Source organism: Acidobacteriota bacterium (assembly GCA_016196035.1).
Classification (GTDB): Bacteria; Acidobacteriota; Blastocatellia; order RBC074; family RBC074; genus JACPYM01.
Window position 1 is genome coordinate 1 of record JACPYM010000035.1, and the last position, 19,293, is coordinate 19,293.

General features: G+C 59.3%; 15 protein-coding genes. 14 read left to right on the plus strand and 1 reads right to left on the minus strand.

Annotated elements, in window-relative coordinates; translation table 11 throughout:
- Window positions 1-90 precede the first annotated feature (90 nt).
- The 14 genes from HY011_12540 (at window position 91) to HY011_12605 (ending at window position 17,855) form a co-directional block, all read left to right on the plus strand.
- Entirely contained in the window at window positions 91-1,767 is a 1,677-nt protein-coding gene (locus HY011_12540) for a sodium:solute symporter (protein MBI3423757.1), read from the plus strand.
- Window positions 1,764-2,012 carry a DUF2281 domain-containing protein gene (locus tag HY011_12545; protein MBI3423758.1) on the plus strand — a complete coding sequence of 83 codons (249 nt, stop codon included), beginning with the start codon at window positions 1,764-1,766 and terminating at the stop codon, window positions 2,010-2,012. The genes HY011_12540 and HY011_12545 overlap by 4 nt, the downstream gene beginning before the upstream one ends.
- Window positions 2,009-2,428: a PIN domain-containing protein gene (locus HY011_12550; protein ID MBI3423759.1), complete on the plus strand. Its 420-nt coding sequence runs from the start codon at window positions 2,009-2,011 to the stop codon at window positions 2,426-2,428. The genes HY011_12545 and HY011_12550 overlap by 4 nt, the downstream gene beginning before the upstream one ends.
- A 35-nt stretch (window positions 2,429-2,463) precedes the next feature.
- Complete coding sequence (locus HY011_12555; GenBank protein MBI3423760.1) at window positions 2,464-3,219, plus strand: class I SAM-dependent methyltransferase; 756 nt, start codon at window positions 2,464-2,466, stop codon at window positions 3,217-3,219.
- A gap of 3 nt (window positions 3,220-3,222) precedes the next feature.
- Window positions 3,223-4,059, plus strand: a complete 837-nt coding sequence (locus HY011_12560) for a hypothetical protein (GenBank protein ID MBI3423761.1) — start codon at window positions 3,223-3,225, stop codon at window positions 4,057-4,059.
- Entirely contained in the window at window positions 4,046-5,005 is a 960-nt protein-coding gene (locus HY011_12565) for an NAD-dependent epimerase/dehydratase family protein (GenBank protein MBI3423762.1), read from the plus strand. The genes HY011_12560 and HY011_12565 overlap by 14 nt, the downstream gene beginning before the upstream one ends.
- A 14-nt stretch (window positions 5,006-5,019) precedes the next feature.
- On the plus strand, window positions 5,020-5,844 hold the full coding sequence (locus HY011_12570) for a glycosyltransferase family 2 protein (GenBank protein ID MBI3423763.1): 825 nt from the start codon (window positions 5,020-5,022) through the stop codon (window positions 5,842-5,844).
- Window positions 5,845-6,010: 166 nt separating this feature from the next.
- Window positions 6,011-6,742, plus strand: a complete 732-nt coding sequence (locus tag HY011_12575) for a class I SAM-dependent methyltransferase (GenBank protein ID MBI3423764.1) — start codon at window positions 6,011-6,013, stop codon at window positions 6,740-6,742.
- A complete protein-coding gene (locus HY011_12580) occupies window positions 6,739-8,289 on the plus strand; it encodes a glycosyltransferase family 39 protein (GenBank protein ID MBI3423765.1) in 1,551 nt (516 codons plus the stop codon). Before HY011_12575 ends, HY011_12580 begins: the two co-directional genes overlap by 4 nt.
- Before the next feature lie 40 nt (window positions 8,290-8,329).
- Window positions 8,330-11,005: a PIG-L family deacetylase gene (locus HY011_12585; GenBank protein ID MBI3423766.1), complete on the plus strand. Its 2,676-nt coding sequence runs from the start codon at window positions 8,330-8,332 to the stop codon at window positions 11,003-11,005.
- Window positions 11,006-11,486: 481 nt separating this feature from the next.
- Window positions 11,487-12,794, plus strand: a complete 1,308-nt coding sequence (locus HY011_12590; GenBank protein ID MBI3423767.1) for an amidohydrolase/deacetylase family metallohydrolase — start codon at window positions 11,487-11,489, stop codon at window positions 12,792-12,794.
- A gap of 602 nt (window positions 12,795-13,396) precedes the next feature.
- A complete protein-coding gene (locus HY011_12595; GenBank protein MBI3423768.1) occupies window positions 13,397-15,031 on the plus strand; it encodes an aminotransferase class V-fold PLP-dependent enzyme in 1,635 nt (544 codons plus the stop codon).
- Window positions 15,032-15,416: 385 nt separating this feature from the next.
- A complete protein-coding gene (locus tag HY011_12600) occupies window positions 15,417-17,540 on the plus strand; it encodes an AAA family ATPase (protein MBI3423769.1) in 2,124 nt (707 codons plus the stop codon).
- Between the two features lie 123 nt (window positions 17,541-17,663).
- Window positions 17,664-17,855, plus strand: a complete 192-nt coding sequence (locus HY011_12605) for a hypothetical protein (protein MBI3423770.1) — start codon at window positions 17,664-17,666, stop codon at window positions 17,853-17,855.
- A gap of 432 nt (window positions 17,856-18,287) precedes the next feature.
- Here HY011_12605 and HY011_12610 read toward each other — a convergent pair whose 3' ends face one another.
- The gene (locus HY011_12610; GenBank protein MBI3423771.1) at window positions 18,288-19,172 is read right to left on the minus strand and encodes a Nif3-like dinuclear metal center hexameric protein; all 885 of its coding nucleotides are present in this window, start codon (window positions 19,170-19,172) and stop codon (window positions 18,288-18,290) included.
- Window positions 19,173-19,293 lie beyond the last annotated feature (121 nt).

The window sequence follows — 19,293 nt, forward strand, 5'->3', positions numbered from 1 at the left end:
CAATCAAGGGCCTACCAAAGTGGCGGCCTGTGCCGCTCGCACTCCAAAGACGCTGCGCGTCGAAATCAACCGGTCTGAGGTCTAAACAAAATGCATTGGCTCGATTGGGCAATTGTCGCGGCCTATCTGATTTACATCGTCTATGACGGCTTGCGGCTCACCAAAAAATCGAACGAGGTCGAAGGCTATTTCCTCGCCAACCGCAGCCTGCCGTGGTGGGCGGTCGGTTTATCCGTCATGGCGACACAGCTTTCAGCCATCACGATGGTTGGGACGACGGGGCAGGCTTATGCCGATGGCATGCGTTTCGTGCAGTTCTATTTCGGCTTGCCCTTCGCGATGATCGTTTTGTGCCTGACGGTCGTGCCGTTCTTTTACCGCGCCAGGGTTTACACGGCGTATGAATACCTGGAAAAACGCTTCGACGCGAAGACGCGGGCGCTGGCGAGTTTTTGCTTTCTGGTGCAACGCGCGTTGTCATGCGGCGTCATCATCGCCGCGCCCTCGGTGATTCTGTCGCTGGTGCTGGGCTGGAACGAGCTGACGACGATTTTGGTGATGGGCCTGACGACGACGATTTACACGATGTTCGGCGGCGTCCAGGCGGTGACGTGGACGGATGTGAAACAGATGGTCGTGATCTTCGTTGGCTTGGTCGTCTGTCTTTACATCATCGTCGGCAAGTTCCCGGCGGGCGTTTCGTTGGGCGAAGCCGTCGCGCTGGCCGGGGCGACCGGGCGCTTGAAGATCGTGGATACCAGTTTCAACGTGAAGGAGACTTACACGTTGTGGTCGGGATTGATCGGCGGCTTTTTCCTCGCGCTCTCCTATTTCGGCTGCGACCAAAGCCAGGTGCAGCGCTTCCTGACGGCGAAATCGGTTTCGCAGGGGCGCACCTCACTCTTGATGAGCGCCTTCATCAAAATCCCGATGCAGTTGCTGATTCTGTTCATCGGCGTGATGGTGTTTGTGTTTTATCAGTTCAACGCGCCGCCGCTGATTTTTAAGGCGGATGACCGGGCGAAGGTCGAGCAGCGCGCCGAGTATCAAGAACTGAATGCTGATTACGCCACCGCCTTTACGACACGCAAACAAGCCGCGCTCAGCTTCGCCGAAGCCGCCGAGAACACCCCGCAGCGCGAATTCGCCCGCAACGTTTTTGTCACTGCGAACAAGGACATGACCGAGATTCGCAAACGCACGGCGGATTTCGTCAAACAGACGACGGGCAAACCCTTCAACGACGTCAACTATGTCTTCCCAACCTTCGTGACAACCTATATGCCAGCGGGCGTCATCGGCCTGATCATCGCGGCCATCTTTGCGGCGGCGATGTCTTCCATCTCGGCGGAACTGGCTTCGCTCTCGACCGCGACGGTGATTGATTTTTACCGGCGGCATTTCAAGAAAGAAGCGGCAGACGCGCATTACTTGCTAGTCTCGAAATGGGTCACAGGTTTTTGGGGCCTGTTCGCCTGCATCGTGGCGCTCTACGCCGGACGGCTCGGTTCGCTGATCGAAGTCGTCAACAAATTTGGCTCGTATTTTTACGGCTCGCTGCTCGGCGTTTTCGTCTTGGCGATTGGGACGAAGCGCGCGACCGGGCGGGGGGCGTTCTGGGGCCTGCTGGCGGGCGTCGCGGCGGTTTTCGTGGTGGACAGATTCTGGCCGATCAGTTTCTTGTGGTATAACTTGATTGGTTGCGTGGTGGTGTTTGTGGTTGGGATGTTGTTGAGTTTGACCGACAAAAAGCGAGGTAGCTTATGAGTTCGATGTTGACGGCAATTCAGGAAAAGGTTCGGTTGCTTTCGCCGCAAAGACAGGCCGAGTTGGTAGACTTTGCCGATTTTTTATTGAGCAAAGAACAGGCACAACCGCCCACCAGAGGATTGGCTTTCGATTGGGTAATTGACCCGGCTGAGCCGCCAGAACCGTTAAGCTCGGTTGAGCTGCAACATCAAGCCACCGCCTGGATGGTTGAAATGGCGGAAAAACACCTTGAGAAAAAATGAAGCTGTTACTCGACACCAACGTATTTGCCGAAGTGATGTTTCGTCAGCGCCAAGCAGCCGTGGCGCAAAAGTTGTTGGATGACACCAGTCACGAGCTTTTCATCACTACTTTTGCGCTTTTTTCAATTGGCTTGCTATTGTTCCGGCGCGGTTATGCGACTTATTGGCCGCGCTTTATCAACGATCTGATTGCTTCGGGCCGCGTGCAAGTCGTGTCCCTGGCGCATCAGGAACTGGCAACGCTGCTTCAGGTCGCGCAACAGCTTTCACTCGATTTTGATGATGCTTACCAGTACGTTGCTGCTGAAAACTATGGCTTGACGCTGGTTAGTTTCGATGGCGACTTTGATCACACTCCGCACGGTCGCCAAACGCCGCAAGCAATCCTTCAGCTTCGCTCCCAAGGAAACATCTGAGCCTGGCTGCGCGCGCGCCACATCCGATGAACACAGTGGAACCAAGCCCTAGCTTTAGTCACGAACGCCTGCGGCGGCTGGCGCAAATTGAACGCTGGCATTTTTGGTTTGCCGGGCGGCGCGCGTTGGTGGAAGGCTGGCTGGCCGAATATGTGCCGCCTGCGGGGCAGCGCGTTTACGATGTGGGGTGTGGCACGGGCGCCTTGCTTGAAAGCTTGCAGCGGCGCGATTATTGGGTGGCAGGCTCCGATTTGCGCGCTGAGGGTTTGCAAGCCGTCAAGCAGAATTTGCCAGCGGTGCGTCTGGTGCAAGCCGATGCCACCCAGTTGCCGTGGCAGTCAGAAAGTTTTGACACGGTGTTGTTGCTGGATGTGTTGGAACACGTCAACGACTGCGCAGCCTTGCGTGAGCTTTACCGGATTTTGCAACCCGGCGGGCGGCTCATTCTTACCGTGCCCGCGTTGCCGTGGCTGTGGAGTTACCGCGATGAGGCGGCGGGCCATTTGCGCCGTTATACCCGCCGGCAGTTGCGGGCGGTGCTGAACGAAAGCGGTTTTGAGGTTCGGCAAATCCGCTATTACCAATTTTTGCTGTTGCCGTTGGTGCTGGCGACGCGCTGGTTGGGGCGGCGCCAACCGGTGTGGCGCGAAGTCGAGGATTTGCCCGCGCCTTGGTTGAATTGGGCATTGACCCGGGTAAATCTGTTTGAAGTGCGGTTGGGCCGTTGGCTGGCGTGGCCGTGCGGTTCATCGCTGGCAGCGGTCTGCCAGCGCAGGAAGGCGCACACATAGGGGATGATGGACGAGTTTCAATTCTTGTTGTTTACGATTGATCCGGCCTTGGCGCGGGCCGCCAGCGCCGCCGGGGTTAATGGCATCATCATTGATTGGGAGCACTTTGGTAAAGCCGCGCGCCAATGCGGCGCTGACACGGAAATCAATCATCACACGGTGGATGACCTGCGCCGCGTGCGGGCCAGCACGGACGCGCTGATCGTTTGCCGGCTGAATCGTTACGGCGTCTGGACGGAGGCGGAAGTTGAAGCCGCGCTGGCCGGGGGCGCAGATGAATTGCTGTTGCCGATGGTGCGGCAGGTCGCCGAGGTCGAAGCCGTCCTGGCGCAAGTCGGGGCGCGGGGCCGGGTCGGCATCCTGGTTGAAACTGAAGAGGCCGTGCGTTTGTCCCCGGCCCTGGCGCGCTTGCCGCTGGCGCGGGTTTACCTGGGGCTGAATGATCTGGCGATTGGGCGCGGCGAATCGAACATCTTTACCGCCGTGATTGACGGCACGCTGGAAGCAGTGCGGCGGGCGTTCCGCGTGCCGTTCGGATTCGGCGGTCTGACCTTGCCCGAAGGCGGCAGCCCGATTCCTTGCCGGTTGTTGTTGGGCGAAATGGCACGGCTCAATTGCGGCTTCAGCTTTTTGCGCCGCTCGTTTCACCGCGACATCCGCGGGCGCAACTTACAACTTGAAGTCCCGCGCATGCGCGCCGCCTGGCAACAAGCGACCCGGCGTCCGGCGGCTGTGATCGAACAGGAGCGTCAGGCGCTGGCCAGCGCGATTGTGGCTGCCAGACCGTATTTTGAGCGCCAGTTGGCTGCTCAGGAGGTGCGTTGCGTTGCGGAGTCTTAGCGGCCAGCGCGTGTTGGTGACGGGCGCGACCGGATTCATCGGCGCCAACCTCGTGCGCGCGCTGTTACAGTCCAACGCGGAAATTCACGTCATCGCGCGGGCGGGCGCTGACCGCTGGCGACTAGCTGAAATCGCCGCTCAACTCATCTGGCACGCCGCCGATCTGACCGCGCGTGCGCCGCTGGCGCGGGCTGTCGCCGCCGCCCAGCCCGACTTCATTTTTCATTCCGCCGCATTTGGCGGCCATTCGACGACGGCGGCGCAACGCGCCGCCGCGCTGGGCGACACCGTCGCCGGGACAGCCAATCTGCTCGAAGCGCTGGCGCCGCTGCCATATCGCCGTCTGGTGCATCTAGGCAGTTCGCTGGAATACGGGCCAAAAGCCCAGCCCTTGCGCGAAGACGACCTGTTGACGCCGAATACCTTTCGCGGCGCGACCAAAGCGGCAGCCGCGTTGTTGTGTTTGCAGGCGGCGCGGGCGGAACAAAAGCCCATCGTCGTGCTGCGGCCCTTTTCGGTTTATGGCCCGTGGGAAGCGCACGGGCGTTTGTTGCCGACGTTGATGCTGGCCTTGTTGCGCGGCGGCGAGTTGCCTTTGACCGAAGCGGGCATCTACCGCGATTTCATTTTTGTCGAAGACGTGGTCGAGGCCTGTTTGCGGGCGGCGGCGACGGATGGGGTCGTGGGCGAGATCATCAATGCCGGCTCGGGCGAGCAATACAGCAACGAAGAAGTCGTGGCGCTGGCGCAGGAAGTCGCCGGCATCCGCCTGAAAGTCACGCCCGGCACGTTCCCGCGCCGGCCCTCCGACACGGCGCATTGGGTGGCCGACATCGGCAAAGCGCAACGCTTGTTGGATTGGCAGCCGCGTCACGACCTGCGTGTCGGCCTGACGAAAACCTTCGCCTGGTTTCGCGCGCATCAACAACTTTATCGTGAGCATTAGCCTTTGCTGCGCCTATGGAACCACGCGACAGCCAGTCCGCCAGGCCGCCTGCTCTGAGCGTCGTGCTGCCGGTTTACGGCAACCGCGCAATGCTGCCCGAATTGTATCGGCGTTTGTGCGCGGCGCTCGTGGCGCAGTCCGGTGAATACGAATTGATTTTCGTCAACGATGCCTGCCCGCAAGGTTCGCTCGAAGTTCTGAAGGAACTGGCCGCCGCCGATGCGCGTGTCGCGGTGTTGGCGCTCGCGCGGAATCAGGGGCAGCATTGCGCGTTGCTGACCGGGCTGCGTTACGCGCGCGGCGCGTGTGTTGTGATGCTCGACGCCGATTTGCAAGACCCGCCCGAAACGATTCCGGCCTTGCTCGAAAAACTGGCGGAAGGTTACGGCGCGGTATACGCGGGCCGTTCGGGACGGTATGAATCGGGCGGGCGGTTGTTGATGTCGCGGCTTTTCAAAGGACTGTTGCATGTGCTGGTGGGCTTGCCGGTGAACGCCGGGCTTTTCGTGGCGCTGTCACGGCCAACGATTGAACGCCTGTTGGCCTTTGCTGAACCGCGTCCGTATGTCACAGGCATGATCGCCTGGCTGGGCCGCCCCGTGGCGGTCGTGCCAATTGTGCGCGCCGCCCGGCCTCAGGGCGTATCGGCTTACACCACGTGGATGCGGGTGAAGCTGGGCGTGAATGCGGTCTGGCGCGTCTTGCGCTGGCGTTGCTGGCCGCGCCGCGTTGCAAAATCCACGCTCGCCACACCACTCATCGCTTGTATCGGCGCGCGCTTTACCCCCGCAGGGCTTTTGCAAAGTCGCCAGCGCTCGAACGGTTTAACTGACTCCTGATTCCTGACTCCTGATTCCTGCTAAACTGAAAATACTGGCTGATTTTCAATTTAGCAGGAATCAGGAGTCAGGAATCGGGAGTCAGTCAAAGGTCTTTGGCGGATGTTTTGAGGACTTTGCAAAAGCCATGTTTACTCCCGCCAAACGATTGACAAAGGATTGAACCATGAGCACTACCCGCCCCGAATTCGAGGCGCACAATCAATATCAGCGGCAGTATTTTGACAACACCTTGAAACGGACGATGGTGCCGCGCGCCACGCCCTATGTGCAGCGGCAGGTCAACGAAGCCATGCGCAGCGGGCATTGGACGCCCACCGACCGCGTCCTGGAAGTTGGTTGCGGGATGGGACGCTATACGCTGCCGCTGGCCGAACGCGGTGTGCGCGTCGAGGGGCTGGATTTATCGCCCGTCCTGCTCGAACGGTTGCGGGAATTCAATGCGGGCCGTTTTGACATCCCGCTGTATGCCGCTGATCTGAGCGCGCCGCCCGCACAGTTGCTGGGGCAGTACGATCTTGTGCTGGGCTTTTTCATGCTGCATCACCTGCATTCGCTCGATGAATGTTTCGCCGGGCTGGCGCGCTTGCTCAAACCGGGCGGGCGCGTCGTCTTTCTGGAACCCAATCCCTTCAATCCGCTCTATTACGCCCAGATTTTGCTGACGCCGCGCATGACCTGGCGGGCCGAACGCGGCATGTTGCAGATGCGGCGCACAACGCTGGCGCAAACGCTGGCGCGGCATGGCTTCATCAATTTTACCTTGCGGCGCTTTGGCTTCTTTCCGCCGCTGCTGGCCAATCAAGGCTGGGGCGCGCCCGTCGAGCGCGTCTTAGAGCGCGTGCCCTTGTGGCGCGGCCTGTTGCCGTTTCAAATCTTCAGCGGAGAATTGCCGTGAACTGGCGCGCGGCAGTGGGGCTGTTGCTGTTTATCGGCGTCGGGCTTTGGTTCAGCATTACAGCCGACGGTGTAGGGAATGACGAAGCCTGGTCGTTGCAGGTCGTCTGGCGCATGCAAACGGGCGAAACGCTTTACCGCGACATTTTTTGCGGCGTCTTGCCGCTGGCGTTTTACCTGACGCTGGCGCTGACGAAGTTGCTGGGCGCCGAGATCCTGGTCATCAAGCTGAGCGTGGTGTTGTGTCAGGCGCTGGCGGTGTGGACGGCCGCGCGCGTGATGCAGCAATTGACCGGCACATCACGCTATCAGGGCTTCCTGACGGGCGCGCTTTTGCTTTACGCCACGCCGCGCGCCACCGCGTTGTATCAGCCGCTGGCGACGCTGTTTTTGCTGCTTTGCTATCACGCGGTGTTGGCCCACCAGCAAGCTGAATCGGAAACGCGGCAGGCTCGGCGTTGGCTGCTGGCGGCGGGTGTTTGGGCCGGTTGCTGTGTGGCCACGAAACAAAACGTGGGCGGTTATGCGTTGGCCGCCTTGTGGCTGGCGCTGGCATGCAAACATTGGCGGGGGGCGGACGCCGTTCCCGCTGCGCGCGCGTGGGGCGCGTTTGGGCGCGAGGCGCTCAGCGTCACGCTGGCTGCCGGGTTGACCGTCGGCTTGATTTTGTTGCCGGTGTGGTGGCGCGGCGGGTTGCCGGAGTTGTTTGATTACGCGGTTGCCAACAAGCAGACGTATCTGAAACTAGGCGGCATTTCCTATTTCGCGGGGCTGCGCGAACTCGGTCAGATGCTGGTTGCGCCGTTGTCTTGTTGCGCGTTGTTGCGCGTCTATGTTGATCTGATTTATTTGCTGCCGCCGCTGACACTGGGCGGGCTGGCGCTGCTTTGGCGGCGGCGGCTGGCAGTGGCGGAGCGGCAAGCCCTGGCCGTTGTAAGCTGTTTTCTGGGTGCCGCGTTGCTCACGCTTTACCCGCGCGCCGATCACCTGCACCTCGATTATATTGCGCCGGTTTTGCTGATTGGCGTGTTGGCGGGCTGGCAGCAATTGTGCGTGCAATGGCGCACGCCCTGGGCGGCGTATGTTGAACGCGCGGCGGTGTTGTCGCTGGTGTTTGGCTTGGCGCTCTTTTTGGCGAGTTCGCTAAGAAATCTGCGCTCTGCCCAAACCGCCTGGGTAAATCTGCCGCATTACCGCTATAAGTTATTGCGCGCGGACGAACTGCTCTTAAAACAAACACAGGCTGAGCGGTTGCGCGCGCGCGCGGCGAGTGAACCCGTCTTGTTGTTGTCGGGTGCGGCGGGATTTTACTATCTTGTGACCGGACTGCCCAACCCCACGCCCTTTGATTATCCGCTGGCGACGGCCTTGGGCAGGCACGGCGAAACCGACATCATTGCGGCACTGGCGCAAAAACGCATCCGCGCGGTTTGTCTGGAACGGCGCGGCGACCAGTTGGCGCCGGCACGGCTGGAACATTACGTCATCGAAAATTTACAACGTGAAGAAGACCTGGGTGAATGCACGCTGTATCGCGTGCGCCCCTAACAAGCTGGAAGGCAAAGCTGGAAGGCAAGAAGGATTAAACATGTATAAGCGCTTCGGAATTTGGTTGTCATTGTTTCTGGTTGCAGCACTCACGTGGGCGGCGGTGTCTTCCGCCGACACACGCCCCGCGCCCGAAGACCGCGGCGCAACCGGTCTGGCCTTGCTCTTGCGCCGTTTGCAAACCATCGCCAGCGTCTTGCACACCGCCGCGCATCCCGATGACGAAAGCACCGAGATGATGGCCTATTGCGCCCGCAAAGAAGGCGCGCGCACGGCCTATCTCTCGCTCAATCGCGGCGACGGCGGACAGAATGGCATCGGGCCTGAACTGTGGGACATGCTGGGCGTGTTGCGCACCGAAGAGTTGCTGGCCTCGCGCAAGATTGACGGGGCGGAGCAGTACTTCACGCGCGCCTTTGATTTCGGCTTCACGCGTTCGCCCGAAGAGACGCTGCAAAAGTGGAATCGCGAAGAAATCCTCGGCGATATGGTGCGCGTGATTCGGCGCATGCGCCCGCTGGTGGTCGTCAACGGTTGGAGCGGCACCGCGCAAGACGGCCACGGCCAACACCAGGTCGCGGGCCTGCTCACGCCCGAAGCGATCAAAGCAGCGGCTGATCCGGCGCGCTTTCCCGAACAAGTCAAACAAGGCTTGCAACCGTGGCCGGTGCTGAAATTTTATGCGCGCCGGTTTGGCGGCGGACAGCAAGGGCCACAAGCCCAGTTTGACGTCGGCGCTTACGACCCGGTCATCGGGCGTTCGTACATGGAAATCGCCGCCGACGGGCGCAGCCGCCATCGCTCGCAGGATTTCGGTCAGGTGCAACCGCGCGGTTCTTTTGTGCGCAGCTTCCCGCGCCTGGCTTCGCCCTTGGGCATCAACATCGAGACTCCGGCAGTCGAAGCTTCGCTTTTTGACGGACTGGACGTGACGCTGACCGGCGTCGCCAGGTTCGCGGGCAAAGACGGCGAACGCCTTTTGCCCGCGCTCACCAAAATCAAAGCACACGCCGCCCAGGCGCTCGGCGAATTCCGCCTCGAACATCCGGATTTGATCGCCCCGCATCTGGCCGCTGGGTTGCGCGAAGTGCGCGCCCTGCGGGCGTCACTGCACGGGCTTGACCCCGTCGCCCAAGCCAATGTTGAAGAAATGCTGGCGCGCAAAGAACACGAGTTCAACGACGCGCTGGCCCGCGCACACGGCGTCGTCGTGGACGCGCTCAGCAACACCGAAATCGCCGCGCCTGGTGAAGCAGTCGAGATCAGCGCCAACGTTTATCTAGGCGCGACGGGCAAAGCCGCCAAGACCACCGCCCAATTCAAATTGCTCGCGCCCACCACCTGGCAAATCGCCAGCGCCGGCCCCGAAGTCGAGGCCCCCAGTTCGGTGCCCGCCTTCTTCCGCAACCGCGAAACAGCCGATGCCAGCGCCCGCTTTCGCGCGACCGTGCCCGCCAACGAAACGCCTTCGCAACCGTACTGGCTCGTCCAGCCGCGCACCAAAGATCAATACGACTGGCCCGCCATCGGCGCCGATTTCCCCTTCACGCAACCTTTCGCGCCGCCGCTCTTGCGCGCGCAAGTCACGCTCGAACTCAGCGGCGAACGCGTCGTGCTGACGCAACCCGTCGAATATCGCTACTCCGACAAAACCTTCGGCGAGTTCCGCCACGAATTGAAAGTCGCGCCCGCGCTCACGCTTAACGTCAGTCCGGCGCTCTTGATCGTGCCTTCGGGCGCGCCCAATCGCACCCGCGAAATCACCGTCGAGATCACGCACAATGCCCGCCGCGCGACCAACGGCACGCTCAAACTCGAAGCCCCCGCTGGCTGGAAAGTCGAAAGCGCCGCCGCGCCGCTCGCCTTCACCAAACAAGGCGAAAAGACCTCGCGCACCTTCAAAGTCACCCCGCCCCCCGGCGCAAACGGCAACGTTGAACTTAAAGCCGTCGCCACGGCGGACGGCGTTGCTTACGCGAACGGCTACACCAAGATCGAATACACGCATATCGAACCGCGCTATGTCTACAAACCCGCGACGGCGAAGCTCGAACTCTTTGACGTGAACGTCGCGGCCAATTTGAACGTCGGTTATGTGATGGGCAGCGGCGACGACGGCCCCGAAGTGCTGCGCCAACTCGGCGTCAACGTGCACCTCATCGGCCCGGCGGAACTCGCCGCCAGCGACCTCTCCGGCTACGACACCATCGTGCTCGGCATCCGTGTCTATGAAGTCAACGACGCCGTGATGGCGAATAACAAACGACTGCTTGATTACGTCAGCAATGGCGGCACGCTGATCGTGCAATACAACAAGAACGAGATTGTGCAAGGCAACTTCCTGCCCTACCCGGCGAAGATGGGCAATGGCGCGCGCGTCACGGACGAAACCGCGCCCATCACTGTGCAACAACCGGAACATCCGCTGTTCAACGCTCCGAACAAGATCACCGCCGCAGACTGGCAAGGCTGGGTGCAAGAACGCGGTTTGTATTTTATGACCGAATTCGACGCGCACTATACGTCGCTGCTGGCCGCGCCGGACGACACCGGCAAAGTGCTCAATGGTGGAGAGCTGATCGCTCAGTACGGCAAGGGCACATACATCTTTACCGGTTACGCCTGGTTCCGCCAATTTCCCGCCGGCGTGCCAGGCGCGTATCGGTTGTTTGCGAATTTGGTGAGTTTGCCGAAAGCGTCTGCGCTGAAAAAGTAGCTGTTTCCCGCTTGCGGGCTTGACGAAACAACGCAGCGCTTGCTGAAGTTATAGACCTCAAGAAAATGTAAACACGAAGAAACGAAGCGAACGAAGTGAAGACAAGGGAAGGTAAAGAAGGGCAAGGCGGTACTGTTGACACTGCTTGGTCTTTCTTTGTTCGCTTCGTTTCTTCGTGGTGAAGTTTCTTTTGCTTGAATCCTAGGTCGGATTCAATTGCGTGTACGGTAAGGGTGCGTAACTCTGGGACAGTACCGCGCGCGTGAGCAAGCGGGGCCTGCGTCGCTACTCCAGTGCGCCAAACTTGACGCGCCGCTTGCTCACGCGCGCGGTACTGTCCCGTTGCGCGGCTTTTGCCCTACCCCGAAGTGAAAACCGATCTATTGCTACGAACGTGAGTGCGAAAGGCGCGCCTTCGCTTCATTCTGCTTGCCCTTTGACTGCGCTCAGATTGATCGAATCTCGAACCAGGACGACCCTTATGAAACAACGTACCTTGATCGTGATGTTTGTTGCTCTGTGTTTATTGAGCAACGTTTCGGCTCAGCAAAAGTATGACCTGCTCTTAAAAGGCGGCCACGTCATTGACCCTAAAAACAAGCTCAGCGCCGTTCGTGATGTTGCGATTGCGAACGGGAAAGTCGCCGCCGTCGCGGCCAACATCAATCCGGCTGAGGCGTTCAAAGTCGTGGACGTTGCGGGCTATTACGTTACGCCGGGACTGATTGATATTCACGTTCACGTCTTTGCCGGGATGGGCGAACGCGCTTCTTACGCGGGTGATAACAGCCTTTATCCCGACGGCTTCACCTTTCGCGTGGGCGTCACTACCGTGGCCGACGCGGGCTGTGCGGGCTGGCGCAATTTCGAGGACTTCAAACAGCGCATCATTGACCGTTCCAAAACGCGCGTGCTGGCTTTTCTTAACATCGTCGGTAATGGCATGCGCGGCGGAAAGTGGGAGCAGGATTTGAACGATATGGAAGCCCAGCCAACAGCAGAGATGGCGCTGCGTTATCCGGGCTTGATCGTCGGCGTCAAGACGGCGCATTACGCTGGCCCCGAATGGGCACCGGTCGAACGCGCCGTCGAAGCGGGCACGAAGGCGAATATCCCGGTGATGGTGGACTTCGGCATCAATCATCCCGACACGCGCCCCTTGAGCGAACTCGTCACCAAGAAGCTGCGGCCCGGCGACATTTACACGCATGTTTTTTCGGGCTTGCGTAACGAACAACTCGAAAACGGCAAACTCAATCCCGCGCTCTGGGAAGCCCGCAAGCGCGGCGTGATCTTTGACGTAGGCCACGGCGGCGGCAGCTTCCTCTGGCGCCTTGCCGTCCCCGCGTTGAAAGAAGGCTTCGTGCCCGATTCGATTTCTACCGACATACACATTGGGAGCATGAATGCCGGGATGAAAGACATGCTCAATGTGATGGACAAGTTTCTGGCAATGGGGATGTCGGTGGACGATGTGATTTCGCGCTCGACGTGGAACCCCGCGCGCGAAATCAAACGCGAAGACTTGGGCAATCTCTCCACTGGCGCGGTCGCAGACATTGCCGTGTTCAGTCTCGAAAAAGGCAAGTTCGGCTTTACCGATATGAACGGCGCACGGATGAAAGGCACGCAAAAGCTGACCTGCGAGTTGACGCTGCGCGACGGCAAAGTGGTTTACGATCTGAATGGAATCACACGGCCGGATTGGACTACGTTGCCGCCCAATTATCCGCGCGTAGGCGATGCCCGTTGGGATGCGGTGACGCCCGCCCCTCGTAGACCACAGTAACGAGCCTGGCAATCATTTCAGGTAGTGCTAAAAATGTAGGGCCGAATTTGCAGTCGCGTTAGCGACGACCTGAATTTAGCCCGGCGTTTTCAACGCCGGGAAGACGACGAAAATGCTTTGCGTCGCGTCAGCGACGCCTGAATTCAGGCGTCGCTGACGCGACGCAAAGATCACGCACCGGTTTTCCGTGGGTTGAAAACCTTGTCATTACCCAAATCTTTCGCGTTTAGCGATTCGGGCTTTTGGCCCTGAAAGGGCTGTGGATATTAGCCAGTGGTGAAGCGCTGCGCGGAACCACCGGAAAAGATGCCACCATTTTCGCGCCCTGAAGGGGCGCTGGGACCGAAGCTGATTTACGAATAAATCAGAGTCCGGCGTCCCAGCCGGGACGCAACCCCAAAAACGACGCGGTTCCGGTGGTTTCACCACCGGCTAATGTCCGTCGCGCCTTCAGCGCGCAACTGAAAAGATTTGGGTAATGACAAGGGTTGAAAACCCACGGCTAAATTCAACCGCCGCTAAGCGGCAAAATCATTGCGACTTTACCTTTTATTACTACCAAGGGTTTTCGGTCGTAATTACGCATAGGAGGGACTTCATTTATGAGTTCATCGAAAAAGGCATGGGAGTGGTTTGGTAGCGGCCTTAGTCGGCGCGACCTGTTTCGCCGAGGCGGATTGTTGGCGGGTTTCGCAGGTCTCTGGCCCAACGCTGCCAATGCCAACCCTGCCTCCACCGAAGCAATGCAAGCAGGGCAGAAGATTTATCAAGCGCTGGGTATCCACCCGCTCATCAATTGCCGCGGCACGTTCACCATCATTGGGGGCTCACTTGAGCTGCCAGAGGTAAGAGCCGCGAAAGAAGCCGCTGCCATGCACTACGTCCACTTGGATGAGTTGATGGACGTGGTTGGTCAACGACTGGCTGAATTGACCCAAGCGGAATATGGCCTCGTCACTTCAGGCTGTGCGGCGGCCCTGGCGCACGCCACGGCGGCCTGCGTTGCCGGAGCCAATCCCGACAAACACGTGCGCATTCCCAATCTCAGCGGCTTTGCCAAAGACGAAGTGATCATGCCCAAGCACTCGCGCAACGTTTATGACGCGGCGGTGCGCTCCGTCGGCATCCGCGTGATCGAAGCCAACACGCCCGAAGAATTTGAAGCGGCACTCGGGCCCCGCACGGCGATGGTGTATGTGCTGGCTGGGCCGCGCGCCGAAACCGGCCCGATGGCGCTGGAAGTCCTGACCGGCCTTGCGAATAAGAAAAACGTGCCCGTGCTGGTAGACGCAGCGGCTGAAATCCTGACCATTCCCAACGTACACCTGCAAAAAGGCGCGTCCCTGGTCGGTTACAGCGGCGGCAAATGCCTGCGCGGCCCGCAATGCGCTGGAATCTTGCTGGGACGCAAAGACTTGGTCAAGGCCGCCTGGGTTCACAGCGCCCCGCATCACGGTTTTGGCCGCAGCATGAAAATCGGCAAGGAAGAAATCATGGGCATGCTCGCCGCCGTCGAGATGTGGGTGAAGCGCGACCACCAAGCCGAATGGAACCAATGGCTCGCCTGGATGGAACACATCGCCAAGCGCGTTTCCGCCGTCGCGGGCGTTACGGCTACGGTACAGGCAGATAATCGCCCACTTTCCAACCGCAGCCCCGGCCTAAGCATTCGCTGGGACAGCGCCAAGCTGGGTATCACCGGCGCAGACCTGACCAAGCTTCTTTTTACCACCGAACCGCGCATCACAGTCGCTGGCGGCGGCAGGGGAGCAAATGCGAGTGCCACCGAAACCGGCATCTCGATAACGGCTTACATGATGTCGCCCGGTGATGAAAAAGTCGTAGCCGACCGGCTGCACACGCTGCTTTCCAATCCGCCGCGCACTGCGCCCCAACCACCTCCGAAACCGCCCGTGACCGATCTGAGCGGCCAATGGGATGTGCAAATTGACTTCATCGGCAGCAACTCCGAACACATCCTCCATATCAGGCAGCAGGGCAGTCAGATCACAGGCTCGCATCAGGGCGATTACGTCTCCCGCGAGCTTTACGGCACAATCGAAGGCGATGCCGTCCGGCTCGCAAGCTCCTATACCGAAGAGCACGGAGATAATCTTTCCTACACGTTTACTGGCACGGTGAATGGCGATGCGCTTTCTGGCGCGCTCGATCTGGGCGAGTATCTGACGGCGAAGTGGACGGCCAAGCGGCATGGCTTTCGCCGGGCAGGTCGGTAGCATTTGGTGGATTGGGTCGGCAAATAGCACGAGCCTCAATTTTATCTTTGCGCGGTGAAGACTCTTTTGGCATTTGAATCCTCAGCCAGACGCAGACGCATTGCCTCTTTGGGTGAATTCAACCTAGTACTCCATCAAGCTGTAAGTGATGGATGCTGAGAGCGCATCCGGGATGTAGGGCGGGATTAAATCCCGCCCTACATCCCTCATTTTCAGCTTGATGGAGTACTAGACTGCGCCCGTCTTTCAGCAGTACCCAAGCGCGTTTGCCCCGTCGCTTTTGTTTCAACCATATTCGCAGGATGGTTATTTTCTATGACTACAAAACGCTTTCGCATTGCCTTCTCGTTTGCCGGAGAAAAACGGGCTTACGTAGCGCAAGTCCTTGCTCGCAGCCAAGTTTGGCAAAGACAAAATCCTCTACGACAAATATCACGAAGCCGAGTTTGCGCGGTATGACCTCGGCATTTACCTGCCCAAGCTTTACCGCGAGCAGGCCGATTTGGTCGTAGCCGTCATTTGCCCGAGCTACGATCAAAAGCAATGGACGGGTTGGGAATGGATGGCGATCTATGCGCAACTCACCAAACGCGAAGGCCAAAACATCATGCTCACGAGGTTTGATTACGCGCAGGTTGAAGGACTGTTTGACGCGGCAGCCTTTGTCGAACTCGATGAAAAATCGCCTGAACAAACCGCCAAGCTCATTCTCGAACGCCTCGCGCTGAACGAAAACAAACCGAAAGATCATTACACTAAACCTGCCGCTGAGCCGTCCGTACTCAAAACGGCTGTGCCGAATAATCTGCCGCGCTTGCAATCGTTCTTTGGCCGCACCGAAGAATTGAAACAGATTGCCGAAGCGCTTGACCCTGAGGCGCGCACGTGGGGCGTGTTGATTGATGGGCCGGGCGGGATGGGGAAGACTTCGCTGGCGGTACGCGCGGCGTATGAATGCACGCTTGAGCAGTTTCAACGCATCATCTTTTTGTCGGTAAAAGACCGCGAGATGGAAGACGACGGCGAGCGCAAGCTGGTGGGGTTCATCCTGCCGGGCTTTTTAGAAATGCTCAACGAACTCGCCCGCGAATTGGGCAAGCCCGAAATCAACAAGTCACCCGAAGATCAGCGTGTCAAGTTGTTGCTCGAAGCGTTGCGTCCGGTGCAGGCGTTGCTGATTCTCGACAATCTCGAATCGCTGACCAAAGACGATCGCGACCAGCTTTTCACCTTCGTCAAACGCCTGCCGCAAGGTTGCAAGGCGATTTTGACCAGCCGCCGCCGCATCGGTTCTGGCTCTGAATTGCTGATTCTCGAACAACTCGACGAAGCCGCCGCGCTTGCCACGCTCGACGATCTGGCGCGACACAACAAGTTGCTGGCGAAAACCAGCGAAGCCGAACGCCGCGCGTTGTACCAGCAAACCGGCGGCAAGCCGTTGCTGTTACGTTGGGTCGCCGGTCAACTCGGACGCGGAAGCTGTCGCACGCTGGCCGACGCGCTGACGTTTTTGCGCAATTGTCCGCCCGACAATGATCCACTCGAATTCACCTTCGGCGACCTGGCGCGCGACTTTACCGATGACGAAACCAAAGTGCTGTGCGCGCTCAGCTATTTCAGCCTGCCCGCTGAAGTTGAACATCTGGCCGAGTTGGCGGAACTGGAAAAAGCCGCCGCCGAGGTCGCGTTGCGCGCACTCGCCAATCGCTCGCTGGTGAATCCCGATCAGGAAGAAACGAATTTTGTGCTGGTGCCGATGGTGGCTGACTTCCTGCGGCGCGCGCAGCCTGAAGCCGTAGCGGAAACTGGCAACCGACTGGAAAAGCGCGCCTACGCCTTGATCGTAGAAAATGGCGGCCACGAAAATTACGACCTCTTTCCGGTGCTTGACGCTGTGTGGCCTACGGTCTTGCCTGCCTTACCGCTCTTTATCGCAGGCCCGAATCAGCAACTCCAAACTATGTGCGATGCGCTATCCAATTTTCTCAATTTTACGGGCCGCTGGGATGAATGGCTTTCCATAAGCCAACAAGCAGAATCCAAAGCCTTAGTGGCGAACGATTACGACAACGCAGGTCGGCGGGCCTATCAAGCAGGTGCTGTTCATTCCCTACGTCGGCAGGCAGACGCCTTGCTGGCTTGTGCTGACCGCGCAGCGGCGCACTGGCAAACCGCTCATGCTCGTGCCCGCGAGCGTGCTATCGCCATTCGCTTGCGTGGTTACGGTTACCAGTTGAAGAAGGAATACTCCGCCGCCACCACCGCTTTCAGGGAAGCATTTATGCTTGATCGTAGCCTGTCCGCCGAAAGCGAGGATGTAGCCAACGACCTGAACGACCTCGCAGACACTGAACGACTCTCCGGCGATTTTACGGCGGCAGAGCGAGATTACTGTGAGGCGGTACGCATTGCCCGCGTTATCGGTGATGCCGAGGGGGAAGCCGTCTATCTAGGCAATTTGGCTGAATTAGTTCTAGTACTCCATCAAGCTGTAAGTGATGGATGCTGAGAGCGCATCCGGGATGTAGGGCGGGATTAAATCCCGCCCTACATCCCTCATTTTCAGCTTGATGGAGTACTAGGCCAGAAAGACTGGCCGCGAGCAGAGACGCTGGCGCGCGAAGCACTATCCTTGTCCGAAAAAGTAGGTCGTAAGGAATTGATTGCTCATGACTGTAGTCGTCTTGCAGAGGCATTAATGCAGCAGGGACAGTCCGCCGAAGCTTTGCCCTATGCCCAACGTGCGGTGGAAATCTTCACCCGGCTCGGTGTCGCCCCAGACATCGAAAAAGCCCGTGCGACGCTGGACGAGTGCAAGGGCTGAAGCCTTCGTTGGCGGGGCGCGCTGGATAGGAAAAGGTGTGCGGCCCGCGTCTTTCACACGATTGGAGCTTGCTCCGATGGATCGTTAATGGCGTTGGCCTGGGCGCGTAGGCATCCTTGCCTGTCATAAGTAAATGCCGCGCAGCTTCCAAATCAGCACCTTCGCCAATGTAAGTAATCGAGATAAGGAGCGCTGTGCGACTTCTTTTCCAGCAGGCAAGGATGCCTGCGCTCCCAGGGGCAGCCGAAGGGGTTCTGGGTGCGCGAAACCGCAAATTGACAGCAGGAAAAATCTTAGATCGGGTTGCACTTCGGTGTACGGGAAAACCGTGCAGCGGGGCAGTACCGCGCGCGTGAGCAAGCGGAGCTTTGGCGGTTCAGCCGAGCAGGCAAGGTTGACGCGCCGCTTGCTCACGCGCGCGGTACTGTCCCATTACCCCTTGGGTCGCCAGAACGGGTCGCCGCCCGGCAGGTATTGAATCGGCACTTCGGGCACAAAGGTCTTCAGCCACTTGGCGCACTCTTCCATCCCGCGTTCTTCCGAAGGGACGTGGCCGAGGATGATGAAGCCTTTCTTTTTACCGGCGGTCAGCACGTCGCGGGCGTATTCGATCCCTTCCCATTCGCGGGTTTCCCCGATGACGAGGACGTCTACGGCGGGGTTGTCGAGGGCGGCTTTGATGCCGGGGAAGTTGTTGAAGCCGGGCGAGAGGGCTACGCGGCGGACGAGGAGTTGCGGGTCGCCGATGACGCGCAGCGCGCCTGCTTTGAGGCTGGTTTGCATGCTTTGCGCAAGCTGGGTGAGCGTCGTCGCAGGCAGCGTGAACTGGCGCCGCTGGTCAGGGGAAAGATACTTTTCCCAGCCCAGCGCGGCGGCCATACCGGTGAAGACGCCATCGGGTTGGCGTGCGTGCCAGTGATCGTGGAAGCGCCAAACGACGAGGCCGTTCTTTTCGATAAAGTTGCGCTTGGTTTCGTAAATCTCGCCGCTCAAGGTCGCCGTTTCGTCGTTGTGGTTATAAAACGTCGGTTCGTGGACGATGAGCAGGTTCAGCCCGGCGGCGTGGGAGCGCTGGCATACGTCAAGCGTGGCGCTGAACGAAGTCGCGATGCCTTTGACGGCGTTGTCGGGGTTGCCGATTTTGAAGGTGTCTACGGTATCTTTGCGCCACTCAACGCCGACCTGTTTTTGGATGCGTTCGATGACTTGGCGCGCGGTGAGGGCGGTGCAGGCCGACGCGCGGTTGACGGCGTAAAGTCCGGCTCCGGCGGCGGCGAGAAAGTGGCGGCGTGAATAGGGCGTGTGCAGTGCGTTCATGGATGTCCTTTCGTGCTCGTTGGAAAGTTGGTGAATGTTGTGGGGAAAGTATCGGCGGTGTGGTGCGTTTGGTAAAGGTGGTCTTGTTGTTGTCCGACAAGCTGCCAGCTTGTCGCTGTCT

Coding starts and splice junctions, on each gene's coding strand:
- HY011_12540 (MBI3423757.1), top strand. CDS start 91: ATGCATTGGCTCGATTGGGCAATTGTCGCGGCCTATCTGATTTACATC.
- HY011_12545 (MBI3423758.1), top strand. CDS start 1,764: ATGAGTTCGATGTTGACGGCAATTCAGGAAAAGGTTCGGTTGCTTTCG.
- HY011_12550 (MBI3423759.1), top strand. CDS start 2,009: ATGAAGCTGTTACTCGACACCAACGTATTTGCCGAAGTGATGTTTCGT.
- HY011_12560 (MBI3423761.1), top strand. CDS start 3,223: ATGATGGACGAGTTTCAATTCTTGTTGTTTACGATTGATCCGGCCTTG.
- HY011_12570 (MBI3423763.1), top strand. CDS start 5,020: ATGGAACCACGCGACAGCCAGTCCGCCAGGCCGCCTGCTCTGAGCGTC.
- HY011_12575 (MBI3423764.1), top strand. CDS start 6,011: ATGAGCACTACCCGCCCCGAATTCGAGGCGCACAATCAATATCAGCGG.
- HY011_12585 (MBI3423766.1), top strand. CDS start 8,330: ATGTATAAGCGCTTCGGAATTTGGTTGTCATTGTTTCTGGTTGCAGCA.
- HY011_12590 (MBI3423767.1), top strand. CDS start 11,487: ATGAAACAACGTACCTTGATCGTGATGTTTGTTGCTCTGTGTTTATTG.
- HY011_12595 (MBI3423768.1), top strand. CDS start 13,397: ATGAGTTCATCGAAAAAGGCATGGGAGTGGTTTGGTAGCGGCCTTAGT.
- HY011_12610 (MBI3423771.1), bottom strand. CDS start 19,172: ATGAACGCACTGCACACGCCCTATTCACGCCGCCACTTTCTCGCCGCC.